The following is an 18,526-nucleotide window of genomic DNA, read 5'->3' on the forward strand; positions in this document are numbered from 1 at the left end:
CCTGTTAATGGAGTGCTCAGCTTACCACATACGCCGTGAGTAAAAGCGGGACACACAGCAGATAAGGTTACTGGCGATCATCCCGGAATAGCGATAGTGAAACGCGATGTTCAACAGTAACTTTACGTTCATTTCAGGTTAACGGTAAACTGCAGAAAGTGGGAAAACATAAAAAAATAATACATGCAGATACTTGATTAAAACATATTATGCAAAATTTAAATTATTGTATGTTTTTTGAGGTTGACGGTGTGTTTGTACTTATTTAAATTGATTTCGTGGTGAATTCCCCTGAGCGGAGGAGCGTACTGGTTACGGTAGGCAGACAGGGAAACAACGCGGACAGAAGTTACCAGTGTTCTGTTCACCGGGAGGCACCCGGCATCACGCACTTTTTGTTAAGTTAGCACATTTATTTTATTTATGTCACAGTTGTACCCTATTTATTTCCTGAGAAACGACATTCATTTTAGTTAAACCCTCGGCCACCATCAGGTGGCCTTTTTTTACATCCTCTGATGTCATGTCTGCAGCCATCAACATTTAATGACATGTGGCGACAGCCAGGAATACACATATAAACTCATTAACTTATTGTGCATGAATTACCGTTGACGCTGTAGTTATCTTTTTTTAATCTGAAATCGTGGTGAATTCCTCTGAGCGGATGGGCGTACTGGTAGTCAGTTGACTACTGTGCTTTTCTCGCGGGTAAAAGTTGCCAGTGTTCTGTTCACCGGGAGGCACCCGGATCACAATCCTTATGAGATAATGCTGTTAGTTAACTAAGTTGTATACATCGACTATTCGCAGGCTGCCATCCGGCAGCCTTTTTTTTATTCCCTTCATATAAACAGCACCTCAGACAGGAGGTGTCGGATGGCCAGAATCATGCCTGACAAAATCGTTTCGGCTGCCTCGTATTGCAACATTGGGCAGTCTGATATAAGTGAACGAGCAGGTAAACGGTGAAGAATATCATTACCCTCTGGCTCATTCTGTATACAATACGGTTGCGCTGGTAAACGACATTCATTTTAGTTAAACCCTCGGCCACAATCAGGTGGCCTTTTTTTACTCCCCTGATGTCATGTCTGCAGCCATCAACATTTAATGACATGTGGTGACAGCTAGGAATATACATATAAATAATACATTAAGATACATGCATTAACTTATTGTGCATGAATTACCGTTGACACTGTAGTTATCTTTTTTTAGTCTGAAATTGTGGTGAATTCCTCTGAGCGGATGGGCGTACTGGTAGTCAGTTGACTACTGTGCTTTTCTCGCGGGTAAAAGTTGCCAGTGTTCTGTTCACCGGGAGGCACCCGGACCACAATCCTTATGAGATAATGCTGTTAGTTAACTAAGTTGTATACATTGACTATTCGCAGGCTGCCATCCGGCAGCCTTTTTTTATTCCCTTCATATAAACAGCACCTCAGACAGGAGGTGTCGGATGGTCAGAATCATGCCTGACAAAATCTTTTCGGCTGCCTCGTATTACAACATTGGGCAGTCTGATATAAGTGAACGAGCAGGTAAACGGTGAAGAATATCATTACCCTCTGGCTGGAGAAGCGGCTGAAACTGAAGGTTAATGAGCATAAGTTTCTGGATTACAGCATCAGCGCCAGCAAAGGGAGAGCGCGGGACCTCATCGCTCCAGAGGGCGAAATCCCGTCTGAAGGAAATGACGGGACGTTGTCTGGGACAGGTCATCGGCGAACTCAGGTTATTTCTGACGGGATGGCGGAACTACTACAGCCTGAATGAACTACCGTCTCTGACGCGCAATCTGCTGAGCTGGGTAAGAAGGCGGTTGCGTAGTGTTACCAACGGAGCGAAAGTGGGTCTTCCGCAACTTGGGTGGAGATTTTCATGCCAGAGGACTCATCACCCGTTGCCTCAGCAGCTCGAACCCGGCCCGGCCATACATCTGCCGTTTCAGCATCTTCAGACGATTTACATGGCCTTCGACAACACCATTACTCCAGCTACTGGTGATGGCTTCACATATAGCCTCTGCATCGGTTTCCATCCCCGCAGCGACACGCTGAAGTTCTGTTGAACCACTTTCGCTGACACGAGTGAACCAGTTGCTTAGCTGTGGTTTGTTTTTGGTTTTCAGGATCCGGTAGAACTCGAGTGCCAGTTGTTGTGCTATTTTCAACTGAGGTTCTTTTTCACACATCAGACTAATGAAGCGGGAGGCATAATTTTCCTCCCCCCTTATTATTCGCCAGGGCATCAGCCAGCGGCTTACACGGGAAGCGGAAGGAAGTCGGGCGGTGGCAGTAACCGGCGGGATCCAACCTTTACGCCATTTGGCAACGGCGTCCCTGACGATGGTTTCACTGCCTGTAAATCCCTTCGCCGCCATTTCCCGCCATATCCGGCTGGCATTATAATTACCACTTTCACGTTGCTCTTCCAGCCACTCTCGCCATGGGTCAAGAAGACCTCGCTTTGGCGGACGGGTCGATATTTCAGGGAATGCACCTGACTGCACCCAGCGACTGACTGTCACACGTGATAAGCCGGTGATGCGGGATATTTCTCTGAACCCACATCCCTTGTTATACAGAGCCATCACCTCCGTCCAGCGCTGATGCCGTTTATTTCGGGCCTGCTGTTTAAGCCGTTCCGGACGACGGAGCGATGGTGCAGACACAGATGGTTCTGGCTCAGGTGATTTCTTCGGTGACAACTCACTGGCAACCAAGCGTATCAGAGGCATATATCTGTACATCATTCGTTCGAGCGCATCGCCAATGTTTTTCAGCAAGTGCCAGCGATCTGCCACCTGTCTGGCCTGAGGTGCACCTTCACGTGCTGCTGTGGCATAGATACCGCCGCGATCGCGCGATACCACCTGTATTTCCGGGTATTTTCTGAACCAGGCAGCCAGCGTGCGCTGATCGCGGCCGGGAAGCAGGACGAGGGGACGGTGAGTATCAAGATTGACTATTAACGTGCCGTAACGGTGGCCCCGATGCCATGCCCACTCGTCAATACCGATATGGGGCGTGCCCAAAGGTTTTGTCTCCGGGGTATTGATCACCCGGCGAAGAAGAGTATCTGCGCTGGTCCGGAGGCCTGCAGCCGTTGCCGCCCGTCTTCCAGCCTCACCTCCGGCGATTAATCCCAGCTGACGTTGCAAATTTTGTAACGCCTGTGAAGACTGCTGCCGGTAACCGGCGAAAGGAGCCAGCGACTCGGCAAAAATTTTACGTGAACAGGCTGGGTTACGGCAGTACCAGTGGCGGACAGCAAATACCAGCCATAGCGCTTGGCCTGAGCAGGGTAGATGCTGTATCTGGCGCCGGCGACAACTATGAACGGAACGGCTGCGCTTAAGGCATTCAGGACATAGTGCTGTTTTGCGTTTGCTACGGAGATGGAGGGTTATACCTTCAGGGCTAATAACTTGGCGGCCGTATTGCCATCCGCAAGGTAGCTGTAAAAGCGTCTTAAGTGAGGGCATTGCGTTGTCCATAACCTAAAACAGCTTAGATCCTTGTTATCTAGAAAGTTTCACCAATATTTCTCCACCCAAGTTGCGGAAGACCCACTTTCGCTCCGTTGGTAACACGTTCCATTGGACTGTTATCCCAGCAGTTTCCACGCCGACTCATACTCTGTTTGATCCGGTATCGCCACAGTAACTGCCGGAACTGCCTGCTCGTATAATGACTGCCCTGGTCACTGTGGAACATCACTCCAACGGGCTTACTGCGCGTTTCTCATACCATTTCCAGCGCCTTCATGGTGAGTCTGCTGTCCGGCGAGAACGACATTGCCCAGCCCACTGGTTTTCTTGCGAATAAGTCGAGAACAACGGCGAGGTACGCCCAGCGCTTACCTGTCCAGATATAGGTTACATCACCGCACCACACCTGGTTTGACTCTGCCACTGCGAACTGCCGATCAAGGTGATTTGGGATAGCGACGTACTCATAGCCACCACGTTTATACCGATGAGCCGGCTGCTGACAACTGACCAGCCCCAGTTCTTTCATTAGCCTGCCAGCAAGCCAGCCCCCCATCTGGTAGCCTCTCCGGGTTGCCATTGTGGCGATGCTTCATGCTCCGGCCGAGCCATGGCTGATGCCATGCAACTCAAGCACCTGACTGCGTAATACAGCCCGTCTGCCGTCTGGTTTTTCAGGGCGGTTTTCCAATATTTGTAGCTGCTGCGATGAACCCCGAACACATGGCAGAGAGTGGTCACAGGATATATTCCCGCAATGAATAAAGTAAACGCCGAAGAGTAAACGTTAACTCATTCGGTGCATCTTCAATCACCCCCGGTAGCTGTTGCTGGAGGAGCAGGATCCCGGCAGGCAGGGGAACGCCATATTCAGCGAGCAGAGAACGGTGCTGGCCAACCAGCTTCGTTCTCTGCTCAACCATCAGTTGACGTGTATTCCGAAGCGCCTTGATATCCTGCTGTTCTGTGGTTTTTGCAGCAACAAAGTGGATACCCGGGCGAAGCGCTGTCTCGCAAATTGCCAGCGCATCATTGGCATCATTTTTCTGGCTGCGGACGAAAGCTTTCACGTGTTGTGCGGGAATGAGTCTGATGCAATACCCCATGGAGGATATGGTTCGCCCCCAGAAGTGTGAAGTGGCGCAGGCCTCCATTGCAACAAGAGTTCCGGGTTCGAATTGTCGGATGGTATTCAGCAATTTGGATCGAGAGATTTTTTTGTACCATGCGACGGGGCCATCGACCATCCAGACGCATACCTGAAAAACAGATTTGGCGATATCAATACCAACAACCTTGATCATGCTCATGTGATTTACTCCCATTGCAAATGCAGACAGTAAAAGTATGGCACTGCCTGCTTCAGGAAAGGGCGTCCATCACATCACTACAATAAAGAATCGTTGGCTATCGCGATAGCCAGTCCTGAGCGCGGTGGAGAAATCTGCTTTTATGGTAATATCCCAAATCAACAGCAAAGCATTAATCACTTATTTTTAAAGATAAAAAAGCAATATTCATCCATTATGGCTTGTCAAGAAGCGGGTCCCTGTGGATACATTATTTATCACCAGCTAACAGCTATGGACATTGAGTGTATTGTTTTTGCACCATCACGGATCCCAAAATCACCCACAGACCGCATCCAAAACGATCACCGTGATGCAGTTGGCCTGGCATGATTATTACGTGCTGGTGAATTAACACCAGTCTGGATCCCTGACCTGACGCACGAAGCTATGCGTGACCTAGTTCGGGCCAGGGCTGCTTCAAAGCAAGATAGCCGAATCGCCAGACAGCGGATACAGAGCATATTACTGCGTAATGATCGGCAATATGACAAGAAGCCCTGGAGTTACAAACACCGAATATGGCTGGTCAATCAGACTTTTTCTCTGCCATCGCAACAGATTGCATTTCAGCACTATTGCCAGAACCTTGAACAGATATAAAGCCGGATATCACAGTTGGATCAGGAAATTGATCGGTTGTTACCCGAATGGTCATTGTACAATCTGGTCTGCCAGCTTCAGGCACTGAAAGATGTGGGCAAAACGATTGCCATCTCACTGGTGTCAGAACTGGGTGATTTCTCTCGTTTCCCTAATCCGATACAAATCATGGCCTATATAGGATTAATTCCGGGGGAATATTCCAGTGGTAATAAAATCCGTTTCTGGGGCATAACAAAAACCAGTGACAGTGAACTACGAAGGTTATTGTACGAAGCTGCGTGGGCGTATCGTTCTCCGGCAAAAGTTGGACGCTAGCTCATTACCTACCGACCAACTGAAGCCACACAAGAATCAAAAGACATTGCTTGGAAAGCTCAACAGCGATTATGCGCCCGTTACAAGACGCTTTTACAGAAAGGTAAACGGTCACAAATTGCTATAACAGCTGTCGCCAGGGAACTGACAGGATTCATGTGATATATTGCCCTGACAGCCCGACAGTCAGGTTAACAGTACAGCGTTAAACCCTGAAGTGCCGGGCACGGAATGAGTGATCCTCGTCAAGAACATAGGTCGGACGGCAACAATCCGATACCAGCAGGCAGAAAGAGGCAAGCTCACGACGAAAACCTTCGTGGGGCAATCAATCCCCAAATAAGAGTCTGTTCAATTCAGGATACAGCCCGGCCACTTCAGGGGATCTGGCGCCAGCGACTGTTTAAAGCACAGAAAAATAAGGCTGTGCAGGGCAAGTACGGCCGAAATTCTTGACAAAGGTCATAAGAGTTTTTGCGACCCAGACTGACCATCTGTAGGGCATTTTCAACAATGTTGTTATCTTCTTCGACCCTGCCATCGTTTGCATAGTACTTCAGCACAGGCCACTGGTTCAGTGCATATGTGATCGCTCTCCCCGGTTCCGAGTGTCGCGACATGGTTTTCACCTTTTCACGCAGCCAGACTTCCAGTTATTTCTGCAACGGTTTCGTTTTCCACTCACTTTCAGCAAGGCACAACTCTACTGACATTCCTCTTACATTTGCCTCAATAGCGTACAGCTCTCAGCTCCATTCTAGCGCCTCTTCTGCCAAGGCTGACGGGGTATGTATATTACGGCGGCATGGGCCTAGCAGGTGGCCTTTTTTATATATATGACCTTCCCGGTAGAACTCTTTGAACCCAGCATACACATCCGCCTGTAACATACCACAGAACCCTGCAAGTTGGGGTTGTCGGTGGATGTCTTTTCTATCGGGGCTGAAGACGAACCACACCACCTATACCAGCGAAGAACCCGCGTTGTGGTTGTCTGAACGTAAGGCATAGGCTTTTGGTCTTCGTTTTTTTGTTGGCGGGCAGCAGGACCGGGATGAGCGGGGTATGGAATAGTCTGATGGTGCAAGAAGTGATGAGGATGGTAATATCATTCAAGATCAACAATAACCAATTTCTGTGTATACCTATGACTCCATGAAAAAAACACATACACTTTTGTCACCTGAGCAATTAATCACAGACCGGGCGCATTTTGCTTGGTGTGTTTTGGTGGGACTTCGCCTTGCGCAGCAGGAGGGTTTGGTATGTTCGCCCCTGTCCATTCATGTTTTTTTATTACGCTGGCTTGCCACGGCTCAGAGGCAACATCGTTTTTCCCGTTCTGTGGCGCCAGATATAGAGCTTCTGCTTCGGCTGGGGCGTCTGAAAGGCCCTTCTGCAGGGCTTTTATTTCGGCTGGAATATCTGTGGCAGTCTTGTTGTGATGAACCTTCTTTACAGACTGACCTGCTTAGGCTGACGCGCGCCATTGAATATATAAAAATGCAGGGTTGGATTAATGCAGCGGTGAGTGATGATGAGTGGTTGCAGGAAGAGTTGCTGGCTGAATATGACGGAAAACCAGCGCTGCTGGTACGAAAATCAGCGCTGGTACACCATTTTGCAGACAACGGTAAATTACAGGGACCGGTGGATTTTATGATTGCAGGAAATGGAAATGTACAGGATGTCACTGATGTTCTGAGTACCTATGAATTGTGTTATTTTATTCACAAACTGCAATCGGGTAGACAAATGATTACACTGACACCGAGCGAGGAAGATAGTTACCGGGAAGTATAATACTGGACAGCATTAACCTGGCTTCAGGGGAATGGTTTGTGTGTAGATGTGAGTATATCTCCTCTGCTCTGGTGGTTTAATTTATGCAACTAAGAATAATGTCAGGTGGCTTGTATATTATTGTTACGAAATCAAAGGGGCGGTAGGTAAAATTACTAATAGAGTAACTATGCGACGAAAATACATATAAAAAAGTAATGCATGCAGACAACTGGTTTAAAATATTTTAATTAAGTTTTAAATTTATGGTTGACAATATTATTGTATTCGTTTAGATTAGCTCCGTGATGACACCCCTGTATGGAGGGGGTAGGAGCTTTTTTTGGAGTGGTAAGAAGCAGCCAAAAATTACTAGGATTCTGTTTGCCGAGGATTCTCTTGTATTAAGTTTTTTCCTGTAAAATTCATTAATCTGTTGTTAATGTTCTGTTTGCCATCTGTATCTTTTCTCCTCTGAGTTGTGAATAGATACAAAGGAAGAAAAAATTGATATATCGGACAGACAAAATGGTATATAAATCACCAAACAGAATCTCTGGGTTCAATGATGTTGTCGAAAAAAACTCTCACATCAAATTGAGACAGATTAATTTATAGTGTGCTTATGTAGTTAAACTAATCTTGCTATAAGAAATTCGGATTTGGCTATGTCAACAAAGCCTTACACTCAAAATATATCCACAAAAAATATTCGCTTTACACACTCACTTATTGTGAAAATTCAGTTGGCATTGGAGGAAGAACAGTCAGGCAATCTCTCTGTATAGATGCTTGCTGATTTAAACTGAGAGCGATAATAAAGTACAATATCAGGTCAAATTAGTTTTTCCCTGATACAGGAGGAAAACGCTATTGAGTTATTCAATTTTACAATAAACATTAATTTTTGAATCCATTAATGTATCGTCTTTATACATACCATGATGTGCAGGTAATGTTTCGCCGTCTGCTGTTTGCTGTCCTGACTGGCATTCTAGCTGCACTGGCGGTCGCGCTGTTCCGACACGCCATGGTGGCACTGGAAATGTTATTTCTCGGTACCAATAGTGATAGTCTGGTAAATGCGGCACAGCTACTACCGTGGTGGCGCCGTCTACTTACTCCAGCTCTGGGTGGACTAGCGGCGGGGACATTATTGTGGCTGTGGCAGCGCTACGGCGTTGTGTCTCCGCATGCTGCAACTGATTATATGGAGGCGCTGGATACCAGACATGGCTGTTTTGATACTCCAGCAAGTCTCGTAAAATCTCTGGCATCGCTACTGGTAGTTGTCACTGGTAGCGCCATTGGTCGTGAAGGGGCAATGATCTTGCTGGCCGTTCTGGCCACTTCGCTGTTTACTCGTCGTTTTACACCACAGACCGAATGGAAACTATGGGTCGCCTGTGGTGTCGCAGCCGGGATGGCCAGTGCCTATCATGCGCCGCTCGCAGGTAGTTTGTTTGTCGCTGAAATTCTCTTCGGAACTCTGATGCTGGCCTCACTCGGACCTGTAATTATCTCGGCGGTGAGTGCTCAGTTTTTGACAAATTTGCTTAATGGCAATACAGCACCATTGTACCATGTGGTTTTTCAGCCAAATTTAACTGTGATGCACTATTGTTTAATGCTTACCACTGGCCTGCTGGCCGGGCTGTGCGGACCGCTGTTTATTTGGTTGATGAGTTATAGCCACCACTGTTTTGTTAAGTTGAAATTGTCTCCACCGTGGCAATTGGCACTGGGTGGTCTGATTGTTGGGGTATTATCGCTAATTACCCCAGCTGTATGGGGTAACGGTTATAGTGTGGTGCAAAGCTACTTACTGTCGCCACCACCATTTAGCGTCATCATCCTTGTCTTCGCCTGTAAACTATTGGCCGTATTGGTCAGCAGTGGTTCTGGTGCACCTGGTGGCGTATTTACCCCAACGCTGTTTGTTGGCCTAGCAATGGGTATTTTGTTTACCAGCTTTAGCGGGTTGTGGTTGGTTAGCGCACAGGGAATGGCTATTATGATTGGTTTGACAGGAATGGCGGCATTTCTCGCATCAACGACGCATGCGCCAATTATGTCTACCTTAATAATATGCGAGATGACCGGGCAGTATGTGCTGCTGCCCGGGTTATTGATTGCCTGTGTGCTGGCTTCAGTACTATCGTGTATGTTATGTCGGGATTCGATTTATCACCATGATGCAGCCGGAAATGACTAAAGTCGCAAGAATAGTTCGGATTCTTTGGGGGATTCTCAACGTCTTATCCCTGGCGACTTGGAATTAACAATCATCCATGCAGGCTGCTATGAGATGGCACAGGACAAAAATCACCTTAAATTGGCCCGGTACTTCAATACAGGAGATATCTCGGTCTGAATTCGCAAACTGAAAGCAAACCAAATATTGATGTACACAGGAACAGAGTGACACTACACTTGAGCCTGCTTTGTTTTTATTCCCACTACCTTTGCCAGTTCGACAGCTCATATTACGACCATGCTCACTGCCATCTTTCATCAAGAGATTCAACCTCGGTGTGCCATCAATACATAAGCGTCAAGCCACTGCCGCCTGTGATTCTAGTCCCGGGATTGCTAACTTAGAGCTCCGTCTAATTTAAATAGTGCACTGTTCATGGAAAATGCAGCTAACTCGCGAACGGAATCGCATACTGTCTATTCCAAGTAAGCGTAAATCCGGTGCCGTATGTAGCCATTGAGCCAGTGCTGATAATTTAGACGTTTATCTGTACAGACGGACATCTAGGTATGGAATCCCAATCTTGGTGAAAAGAACCCTGTAATAATTATCCCAATGGCTTCAAGCTACGTATCGTCGAACTTGTTTCCTGCCACGAAGCCTGTGTTGCTCAGATTGCCCGCGAAAACGGTATCAATGATAACGTCATCTTCAAATGGCTGCGACTCTGGCAGGATGAAAGTCGTATGTCACACAGCCTTCCAGCAGCTGTCGACTTAGATTAGCACCGTGAATCTCCAGCCAGTTGGTATCACTTAAGTTAGTGATAGTCTTAATACTAGTTTTTAGACTAGTTGCTGAAGTCCGGATAATTGATGTTTTAGTACTTCTGTATTACCTCCGTATATTATGTTTTTTCCCAGCCTCTTGATATACAAAGGGTAAGTTGGTAACATTTTGTTGATATAAAAGGCGTGATTACTAACCCTTAGTCGACGAAAAACCGCTTCTGTGGTCAGTTATCCTTTACAGATTGCGAATCTGCGTATGGCTTTGGCTGAGACATCATTTGTATTACAATTAATGACGAGGTACCACATGACTATTTTTCAGGCTCAGGCAAAAGATGTCGATAAAATTATTCCGCTCTACCTTGGTTATCGTCGTTTTTATCAGGTAGAGGTAAACGAAGCACAAGCCAGAGCATTTATTCTACAACGTTTGCAGTTAAATGAATCCACGATATTCTATGCAGACATAGATAATCAGCCTGTTGGCTTCACACAGCTTTATCCCCTGTATTGCTCATTAGAAATGAAACGCATCTGGTTGCTGTATGATCTGTTTGTCGACGAAACTGCACGTAAACATGGCATTGCGCAGGCACTGATCAACCGTGCTGAACAACTCGCGAAAGAAACGGATTCGGTATTTATTATGCTCAGCACGGCAACGGATAATATGCAGGCGCAAGCGCTGTATGAAAAAAACGGATTTGTCCGTGATAATGATTTCTTTGTTTACAATAAATTTATGAAATAAAGTAAAAAAACTACTGCCGCTCTGTGAGATCCATCAGTAATGTTACAACAGTCGGGATAACGATCCACAGGTTCCGCGCCAGCTTCGCCAGCCCCGTCTCCCCTTGAACATCTTCCGCGCGAGATCCATCGTCTGGAGCCTGCGGAAAGTTGTTACCCAGACTGCGGCAGTGATATACAATACCTCAGTGAAGTCAGCGAGGAACAGCTGGAACCGGTCTCCAGCGCCCTGAAAGTGCTCCGCATGGTCAGGGTGAAAAAGACTAGTACCCGATGTGACTGCGCCGTTGAAGCTTCTGCGCCATCACGCCACATCGACCTAGGTGTCGTCGGGCCGGGTCTGCTGGTCCGCATGTTAACGGCCAAATACTGTGAGTACATGCCGTTATACCGGCAGACAGAAATCCTTGCGCGTCAGGGCGTGGATCTGACTGCTCTCTAACTGGGTGGATGCCTGTTGCTAGTTAATGGTACCGCTGGTTGAGGCCCTTTACCACTACGTGATGGACAGCCACAAACTGCATACGGATGATACACCAGTGCCGGTACTTGTGCCGGGCAGAAAGAAGACGAAAACCGGGTGCATCTGGACGTATGTAAGCGATGACTGGAGCGTGGGATCGTCAGACCCGTCAGCGGCATGGTTCGCCTTCTCGCCGGACAGGCAGGGGAATCATCCTCAGCAACATCTTCGCCATTATCATGGAGTACTGCAGGCCGATGCCTTAGCGGGGTACGACAGGTTGTTCAGCGCAGCGTGTGACAGAGGGCCGTTAACAGAAGCTACATGCTGCGCCTACGCGCACCGAAAAATCCACGACGTCTATATAAGCACTTAAACAACCACAGCAGAGGAATCCCTGAAACGTATTGGCGAACTGTATGCAATCGAAGAAGCAATACAAGGCCTCCCGGCAACTGAGCGGCTGGCAGCTAGGTAATTGCAAAGCAAATCACTACTGGTATCGTTGCATGAATGGCTGGTAGAAAAAAGTGCGATACTGTCGAAAAAGTCCCGTCTTGGCGAAGCGTTCGCTTATGCCCTTAACCAGTGTGATGCCCTATGTTACTACTGTGATGATGGTCTGGCAGAGCCTGATAACAACACAGCCGAACGATCCATTCGTGCCGTCTGTCTTGGGAAAAAGAATTTTATCTTCTTCGGCTGCGACCACGGAGGTGAGCGCGGAGCCCTATTGTATGGTCTTATTGGAACATGCAGGCTTAATGGCATTGATCCGGAAGCCTACCTTCGTCATATCCTGAGCGTATTGCCGGAATGGCACAGCAACAAAGTGGTCAGACTCCTGCCCTGGAATGTAGATCTCATCAGTAAATAGCCGTCAATATGGCATTCACTGATCGCTTACAAAAAATAACACCATAAGAAAAACAGTTATAAATCAAAATTTTTACAACCACACAAATGGTACTAAATCAACTTCACGTTTTCGTGTTAGAAACTTCTGGATCATCTCTGAATAGCGATGGAGAAAGGCGGTGATCTCCAGTAACTTTATGTTCATTCCAGGTTAACGGTAAACAGCAGAAAGTAGGAAGATATAAAAAAATAAAACATTCAGATACTTTGTTAAAATATTTTATGCAAACTTTAAATTATTGTGTGTTTTTTGAGGTTGACGGTATGTTTGTGCATATTTAAATTAGTATCGTGGTGAATTCCCCTGTGCGGAGGAGCGTACTGGTTTAGGTAGTCTGACAGAGGAACGACGCGGACAGAGATTACCAGTGTTCTGTTCACCGGGAGGCACCCGGCACCACACTCTGTTGTATCTGCAACCTTGATTTTCTAAATGTCACAGTTGTACCCTGTTTCTTTCCTGAGAAACGACATTCATTTTAGTTAATCCCTCGGCCACCACTAGGTGGCCTTTTTTTATTTCCCTCATGCCTGCAGCCATCAACATTTAATGACATGTGGCGATAACTAGGAATACACAATAAGTAAATACATTAAGATACATGTATTTACTTATTGTGCTGGAATTACAGTTGACGCTTGAATTGCCATGGGTTTAACAGACACCTCAGAGTCATTTAAAATGGCTTAAAGAGAGGTGCACATTAACAGTAAGCGTTATCCTGAAGAGTTTAAAATTGAAGCAGTCAAACAGGGTGTTGATCGTGTCCATTCTGTTTCCAGTGTCGCAACACGTCTCGATATCACTACCCACAGTCTTTATATCTGGATAAAGAAATACGGGCCGGACTCTTCCACCAACAAAGAGCAGTCAGATGCTCAGGCCGAGATCCGTCGACCCCAGAAAGAGCTGAAGCGGGTTACTGACAAACGGGACATATTAAAAAAAGCCGCGGCGTACTACGCAAAGCTGTCCGACTGAGGTACGCCTTTATCCGTGACAACTCCTGTTGTTGGCCTGTTCGTCTGCTCTGCCGGGTGCTGAATGTTCATCCGAGTGGGTTTTACACCAGGCTTCAGCAGCCGCATTCACCACGGCATCAGGCGGATCTCAGACTGACAGGACAAATCAAACAGTTCTGGCTGGAGTCCGGTTGCGTTTATGGATATCGCAAGATCCATCTCGACCTGCGAGATAACGGGCAACAATGTGGGATTAATCGGGTCTGGCGGCGGGATAAAGGCTCAGGTCGGGTATCGAAGCCCACGAGCGCATAAAGGTGAAGCCAGTATCGTGACACCCAACAGGCTCCAGCGACAGTTCAACCCGGAAGCACCGGATGAATGTTGGGTAACGGACATAACTTACATCCGAACCCACGAAGGCTGGCTATATCTGGCCGTAGTTGTTGACCTGTTCTCGCGCAAAGTTATCGGCTGGTCAATGCAACCCCGGATGACAAAAGATATTGTTCTGAATGCGCTTTTGATGGCCGTGTGACGCCGTAATCCCCAAAAACAGGTGCTGGTTCATTCTGACCAAGGTAGTCAGTACACAAGCCATGAGTAGCAGTCGTTCCTGAAATCACACAGTCTGGAGGGCAGTATGAGCCGTCATGGTAACTGTCACGACAACGCAGTTGCAGAAAGCTTTTTCCAGCTACTGAAGCGTGAACGAATAAAGAAAAAGATCTACGGAACACGGGAAGAAGCACGCAGCGATATTTTTGATTACATCAAAATGTTTTTATAACAGTAAACATTGGCATGGTTCGAGCGATCAGATGCCACCGACGGAATATGAAAATCAATATTATCAACGACTCGGAAGTGTCTAGATTATCCGTGGCAATTCAAACCCTTTCCAGAAAAGAGAAGTCAGGTTAGCATTCATGGTAACGGTGGTTTTGAAGGTTCTGGGGGGCTGGCGAATACAAACCTAAACGTTCTGACTGCCGTTTTCTATTGGTTCACGCTTACTGCGATGAACCCCAAAAAAAAGCCCCACACCGTGTGGGGCACCGGATTAACAGGGTTTATTGCTTACCTGACATGTTATTATTGTAAAATAATAACCATAAAACTCGTATAAATAAAATGATTCTTTCCATTTATTAAATCACTTATGAATTGATGAAACAAATTCAACTATCAATAGTTGCCAGGTGACATTTACTGTGGGCTAAGGAATGCCCGGTGGTCACCAGAACTGTATTTTGATTAATTGTGCTGTAGGGAAAAATCTTATTGATGACCTGCGAGGTGATAATATTACGTTTGTTTTATATATTCCTATGTTTTGTCGGAGGGAGTATCTGGGGGATGTTCAGGGAAAACAATATGATAAAATAATTTTTATTAAAGATAAATAATTTACATGTGTGATTACTGCTTTGGGGAATGACGAATGACCTCATTGACATTTTTTTTTTTTGACAACTTGCGCAACTCATTGTCTTCAATCAGCACCAGTCCGGCGAGCCCCATCGCCACCTGACGCCCGGTTTTGCCGTGCTGATGCGGATGGAGCCAGCAGGTCGCCGCGCGCTGTGTCGGCGTAAAAGAGACCGTGCGCGTTTCGCCGGGTTTGATAATCCCCTGCGGGCCGCCGTCCACCTCGCCCGGGACTTCCACCCCATGCCAGTGCAGCGTGGTCTCTTCGCTGAGCTGATTGTGGATATCCACCGTCACCGCTTTTCCCTGGCGCAGTTGCAGGGCAGGCCCCAGCAGATTGCCGTTATAGCCCCAGGTAGTGGCTAAATGCGGGCCAAACTGCGTTTTACCGGCCTGCACGTTGATCGCAATGCGATTGGTGGCGTCGGCGGTTAACAGCCCGGGGATAGGGAGCGCGGGGCGATCGGCGGCAAACGCCAACCGGCTCCATGCAGGTAATACGCTGGCGACGCCGATGGCGGCGGTAAGTTTAATAAAGTTCCTACGATGCATTTTGTATTTCCTATTGTTTACTGGTGGTTAGATAACTTAAACCTTCCTCTAACGGTAAGGTCAAGCAGAAGAATGTAGAAACTACTAACTATTACTTGTTGATCAGTTGATCAAAATGATCTGCATATCACTGCATCATTTCTCGCCTTCCATCTGGGTACTGAGCATGGTTGCTTTATCTATTTAAACGGATTATTTATTTGGGAATAGTCAAATGTGTAAGCATCCAGGTAAACTGGCCCATTTACTTTTAGAAATCTTCCGGCTTACTGATTATGTTCCTGGAGGAGATCGCCATGCGCAAAGCCCGATTTACCGAACACCAGATCATCGCCGTACTGAAGCCCATTGAAGCCGAACACACCGTCAAGGATGTCTGCTGCGAGGCCGGGTTCTCTGAGGTCTCCTACTACAACCGGAAAGCGAAGTTCGGCGGTATGGAAGCCTCCGATATCAAAAAGATGAAAGACCTTGAGGATGTAAACTGCCAACTGAAACAGATGTTTGCGGACCTGAGTCTCGAGTGCCGGGCACTGAAAGACGTTATTGAAAAAAGCTTTAAAACCAGCGACAAAACGTGAGCTGGTCAGCTATCTGACCGCGCAGTTTGCCATGAGCTTACGTTAGACATGCAGGTCATTGTCGCTGAGCCGGACAGTATTTTGTTATCAGCCGGATACGCGATGCGATGAACCTGTCATTATATTACAGACCGTGGTGGCTGAACGCTATCTGCGATACGGATTTAAAAGCTTTTTCAGGTGCTGTGCAGGCAGGGCAACAGCTGGAACCATAAGCGTATTCACCGGATTTACTGCCTGCTAAAACTGAATTTTCGCCACAAGGGAAAGCAGCGTTTGCCTGTACGTAACCCGGTACCACTGGTGACGCCTGAGGAACTTAACCAGAGCAGGTCGTTAGACTTTATGCATGATGTGCTGGTCTGCGACAGGCGTTTCCGTATCTTCAACGTGGTGGGTGACTTTAACCGAGAAGCCCTCGCAATACAAATTGACCTGAATATTCCGGCGTAGTGGGGCGTGAGTGTGTTGGACAGGAGCGTGGCAAACCGCAGATATCCGCTGAGGATGTGGATGGAGCACTGTCCGGAGCTGGTCTCGCTGACGCTGGTACAATGGGCAGAAGAGTATAGTGTGATACTGGAATTTATCAGGCCCGGCAAACCAACACAGAATGCCTTTATAGGACGGTTTAACCGGACACACAGAACAGAAATACTGGATTTTTATCTGTTCAGAACACTGAATGAAGCACGGGAAATTACAGAGCGCTGGCTGGCTGAATATAACGACGAGTGTCCCTACGAATCCCTGAATAACCTGATACCGGAAGAGTACCGGCTGATGGCTGAAACCCCGGAAATCTCAAAAAGTGCGTGGAACTAATAGTTGCCAGGTGACATTTGCTGTGGGCTAAGGAATGCCCGGTGGTCACCGGAACTGTATTTTGATAATCTTATTGTTCATCCCTTCCAGTATGCTGGTATTCAGCCAATTTCTCGCGCTGGCTATTATCCTGCTCACATATTCCCTGACTTTTTCAGCAAACTGCTTCAGCGCAGTTTTCATCACATAGACCGTATTTAGCGGCTGATTAGCTTCCAGTAACTCTGACAGCCTGACCTCATACCTTTCCGGCAGATTTTCCGGAATGTGCAGCAACAGCCAGCGACTGCGTTTGATCACCTGCCAGAACTTCGGATTATCGCGTTGCTGATTTGACTGATCACCCCTGACGCGGTCAATGACCTGACGTCCAAACTTTCAACCACATGAAACAGGTCATAGACCATCAGCGCCTGAGGGTAGTACTCCCTGACTTCCAGATCGAATGCAGTGTTCATATCCATGACCACGGACTTGATGGCTGTACATCCCTCTGGCCCCAGCCAGCTAAAAAAGAGTCGGAAGGCGGCTCTGCTACGTCCTTCCCCCCCTCACAGTAACTGCTGCGTATCGGCATCCGCCACAACTGCGGCCTAACGGTACCTTTAACCAGGGCAAACTCATCCATCATCAGGCGACTCAGACTGTGTAGTTGCGGCTCACGAACCTCCCGCAGCAGTCGCCGGCAATCCGGACGAGTGAGTCAATCCACGCCGACAGAGTGGTGGTGTATTACTGACGCTCAGGCTGCCAGTAGAGTTTTTCAGTCATGATGCCGCAGAATGGACAGCGCAGACGGCGAACAGGCATATCCATGCCAGTTGAGTCGTTCACGCTCTCTGACACGTCGCAGGGAAGTATCGTGAATATGCGGAGTGCTGCGATTGCTTCCACGGCAGCATGGTGGCCGGGAAGTCAGAGGCTGAAGGCGAATGAGTAGTGTATTGGGGATAATTTCAGTGCAGGAAAAGACACTGAACCCTTTCCAGAAAACAGAAAAGAGAAGTCAGGTTAGCATTCATGGTAACGGCGGTTTTGAAGGTTCAGGGGGTGTTCTGGCGAATACAAACCTAAACGTTCNNATAAAATAATAACCATAAAACTCGTATAAATAAAATAGTTCTTTCCATTTATTAAATCACTTATGAATTGATGAAACAAATTAAACTATGAATAGTTGCCAGGTGACATTTGCTGTGGGCTAAGGAATGCCCGGTGGTCACCGGAACTGTATTTTGATNNGGGAAAACAATATAATAAAATAATTATTATTAAAGATGAATAATTTACATGTGTGATTACTGCTTTGGGGGATGACGAATGACCTCATTGACATTTTTTTAAATTACATCTGATTGCACAAAATGCGTGTGTAATTGTTTCGTGGTATTTCGTATGGTGCCGGAGTGTGTGGTTTCCGTAAGTATTGTGCTTTTGTCTTTTCTCTGGTGGCTGGTTTTCTGTCTTTATCCCGCTGCTGACAGTGCCGGGAAAATAGGCCACCTGA

The 18,526-nt window shown here is 47.1% G+C and carries 5 protein-coding genes and 11 pseudogenes; 9 read left to right on the plus strand and 7 right to left on the minus strand.

What is annotated here, in order from left to right:
- Window positions 1-1,696: 1,696 nt before the first annotated feature.
- Window positions 1,697-1,774: pseudogene (locus tag GM30_RS27790) on the plus strand (hypothetical protein); the annotation flags it as partial.
- Window positions 1,775-1,882: 108 nt separating this feature from the next.
- On the opposite strand, the gene GM30_RS01875 reads toward GM30_RS27790, so the two are convergent.
- The 3 genes and pseudogenes from GM30_RS01875 to GM30_RS01885 all read right to left on the minus strand — a co-directional run bounded on the left by GM30_RS01875 (window position 1,883) and on the right by GM30_RS01885 (window position 4,821).
- The gene (locus GM30_RS01875) at window positions 1,883-3,502 is read right to left on the minus strand and encodes an ISL3 family transposase (protein WP_072094001.1); all 1,620 of its coding nucleotides are present in this window, start codon (window positions 3,500-3,502) and stop codon (window positions 1,883-1,885) included.
- A 37-nt stretch (window positions 3,503-3,539) separates the two neighbouring features.
- Window positions 3,540-4,243 (minus strand): annotated as a pseudogene (locus GM30_RS25900) (IS3 family transposase); the annotation flags it as partial.
- Window positions 4,234-4,821, minus strand: a complete 588-nt coding sequence (locus GM30_RS01885; protein ID WP_338011761.1) for an IS110 family RNA-guided transposase — start codon at window positions 4,819-4,821, stop codon at window positions 4,234-4,236. The gene GM30_RS01885 and the pseudogene GM30_RS25900, both read right to left, overlap by 10 nt.
- A gap of 78 nt (window positions 4,822-4,899) precedes the next feature.
- On the opposite strand from GM30_RS01885, the pseudogene GM30_RS23555 reads away from it, so the two are divergent.
- A pseudogene (locus tag GM30_RS23555) lies at window positions 4,900-5,928 on the plus strand (IS110 family RNA-guided transposase).
- 308 nt (window positions 5,929-6,236) lie between these two features.
- Here GM30_RS23555 and GM30_RS26920 read toward each other — a convergent pair.
- Window positions 6,237-6,822 (minus strand): annotated as a pseudogene (locus tag GM30_RS26920) (IS66 family transposase); the annotation flags it as partial.
- A gap of 99 nt (window positions 6,823-6,921) precedes the next feature.
- On the opposite strand from GM30_RS26920, the gene GM30_RS01890 reads away from it, so the two are divergent.
- The 6 genes and pseudogenes from GM30_RS01890 (at window position 6,922) to GM30_RS25325 (ending at window position 14,505) form a co-directional block, all read left to right on the plus strand.
- Window positions 6,922-7,569 (plus strand): DUF2913 family protein, encoded by a 648-nt coding sequence (locus GM30_RS01890; RefSeq protein ID WP_049847272.1) that lies wholly within the window; start codon window positions 6,922-6,924, stop codon window positions 7,567-7,569.
- Between the two features lie 898 nt (window positions 7,570-8,467).
- Window positions 8,468-9,763, plus strand: coding sequence for a voltage-gated ClC-type chloride channel ClcB (gene clcB / locus GM30_RS01895; protein WP_049847266.1), 1,296 nt, complete (start codon window positions 8,468-8,470; stop codon window positions 9,761-9,763).
- 602 nt (window positions 9,764-10,365) lie between these two features.
- Window positions 10,366-10,530: pseudogene (locus GM30_RS23565) on the plus strand (transposase); the annotation flags it as partial.
- A gap of 313 nt (window positions 10,531-10,843) precedes the next feature.
- On the plus strand, window positions 10,844-11,287 hold the full coding sequence (locus tag GM30_RS01900; RefSeq protein WP_049847267.1) for a GNAT family N-acetyltransferase: 444 nt from the start codon (window positions 10,844-10,846) through the stop codon (window positions 11,285-11,287).
- Window positions 11,288-11,330: 43 nt separating this feature from the next.
- Window positions 11,331-12,626: pseudogene (gene tnpC, locus GM30_RS27520) on the plus strand (IS66 family transposase); the annotation flags it as partial.
- Window positions 12,627-13,370: 744 nt separating this feature from the next.
- Window positions 13,371-14,505 (plus strand): annotated as a pseudogene (locus GM30_RS25325) (IS3 family transposase).
- 598 nt (window positions 14,506-15,103) lie between these two features.
- Here the strand turns inward: GM30_RS25325 and GM30_RS01935 are convergent.
- A pseudogene (locus GM30_RS01935) lies at window positions 15,104-15,613 on the minus strand (multicopper oxidase domain-containing protein); the annotation flags it as partial.
- A 296-nt stretch (window positions 15,614-15,909) separates the two neighbouring features.
- Here GM30_RS01935 and GM30_RS25330 point away from each other — a divergent pair.
- A pseudogene (locus GM30_RS25330) lies at window positions 15,910-17,019 on the plus strand (IS3 family transposase).
- A 45-nt stretch (window positions 17,020-17,064) separates the two neighbouring features.
- Here GM30_RS25330 and GM30_RS23585 read toward each other — a convergent pair.
- Together GM30_RS23585 and GM30_RS27795 are read right to left on the minus strand one after the other, a co-directional pair.
- A pseudogene (locus GM30_RS23585) lies at window positions 17,065-17,382 on the minus strand (transposase); the annotation flags it as partial.
- Window positions 17,316-17,552, minus strand: a pseudogene (locus tag GM30_RS27795) (transposase); the annotation flags it as partial. The pseudogenes GM30_RS23585 and GM30_RS27795, both read right to left, overlap by 67 nt.
- Window positions 17,553-18,526: the final 974 nt, after the last annotated feature.

The organism is Trabulsiella odontotermitis, from assembly GCF_001188485.1.
Taxonomy (GTDB): domain Bacteria; phylum Pseudomonadota; class Gammaproteobacteria; order Enterobacterales; family Enterobacteriaceae; genus Trabulsiella; species Trabulsiella odontotermitis_A.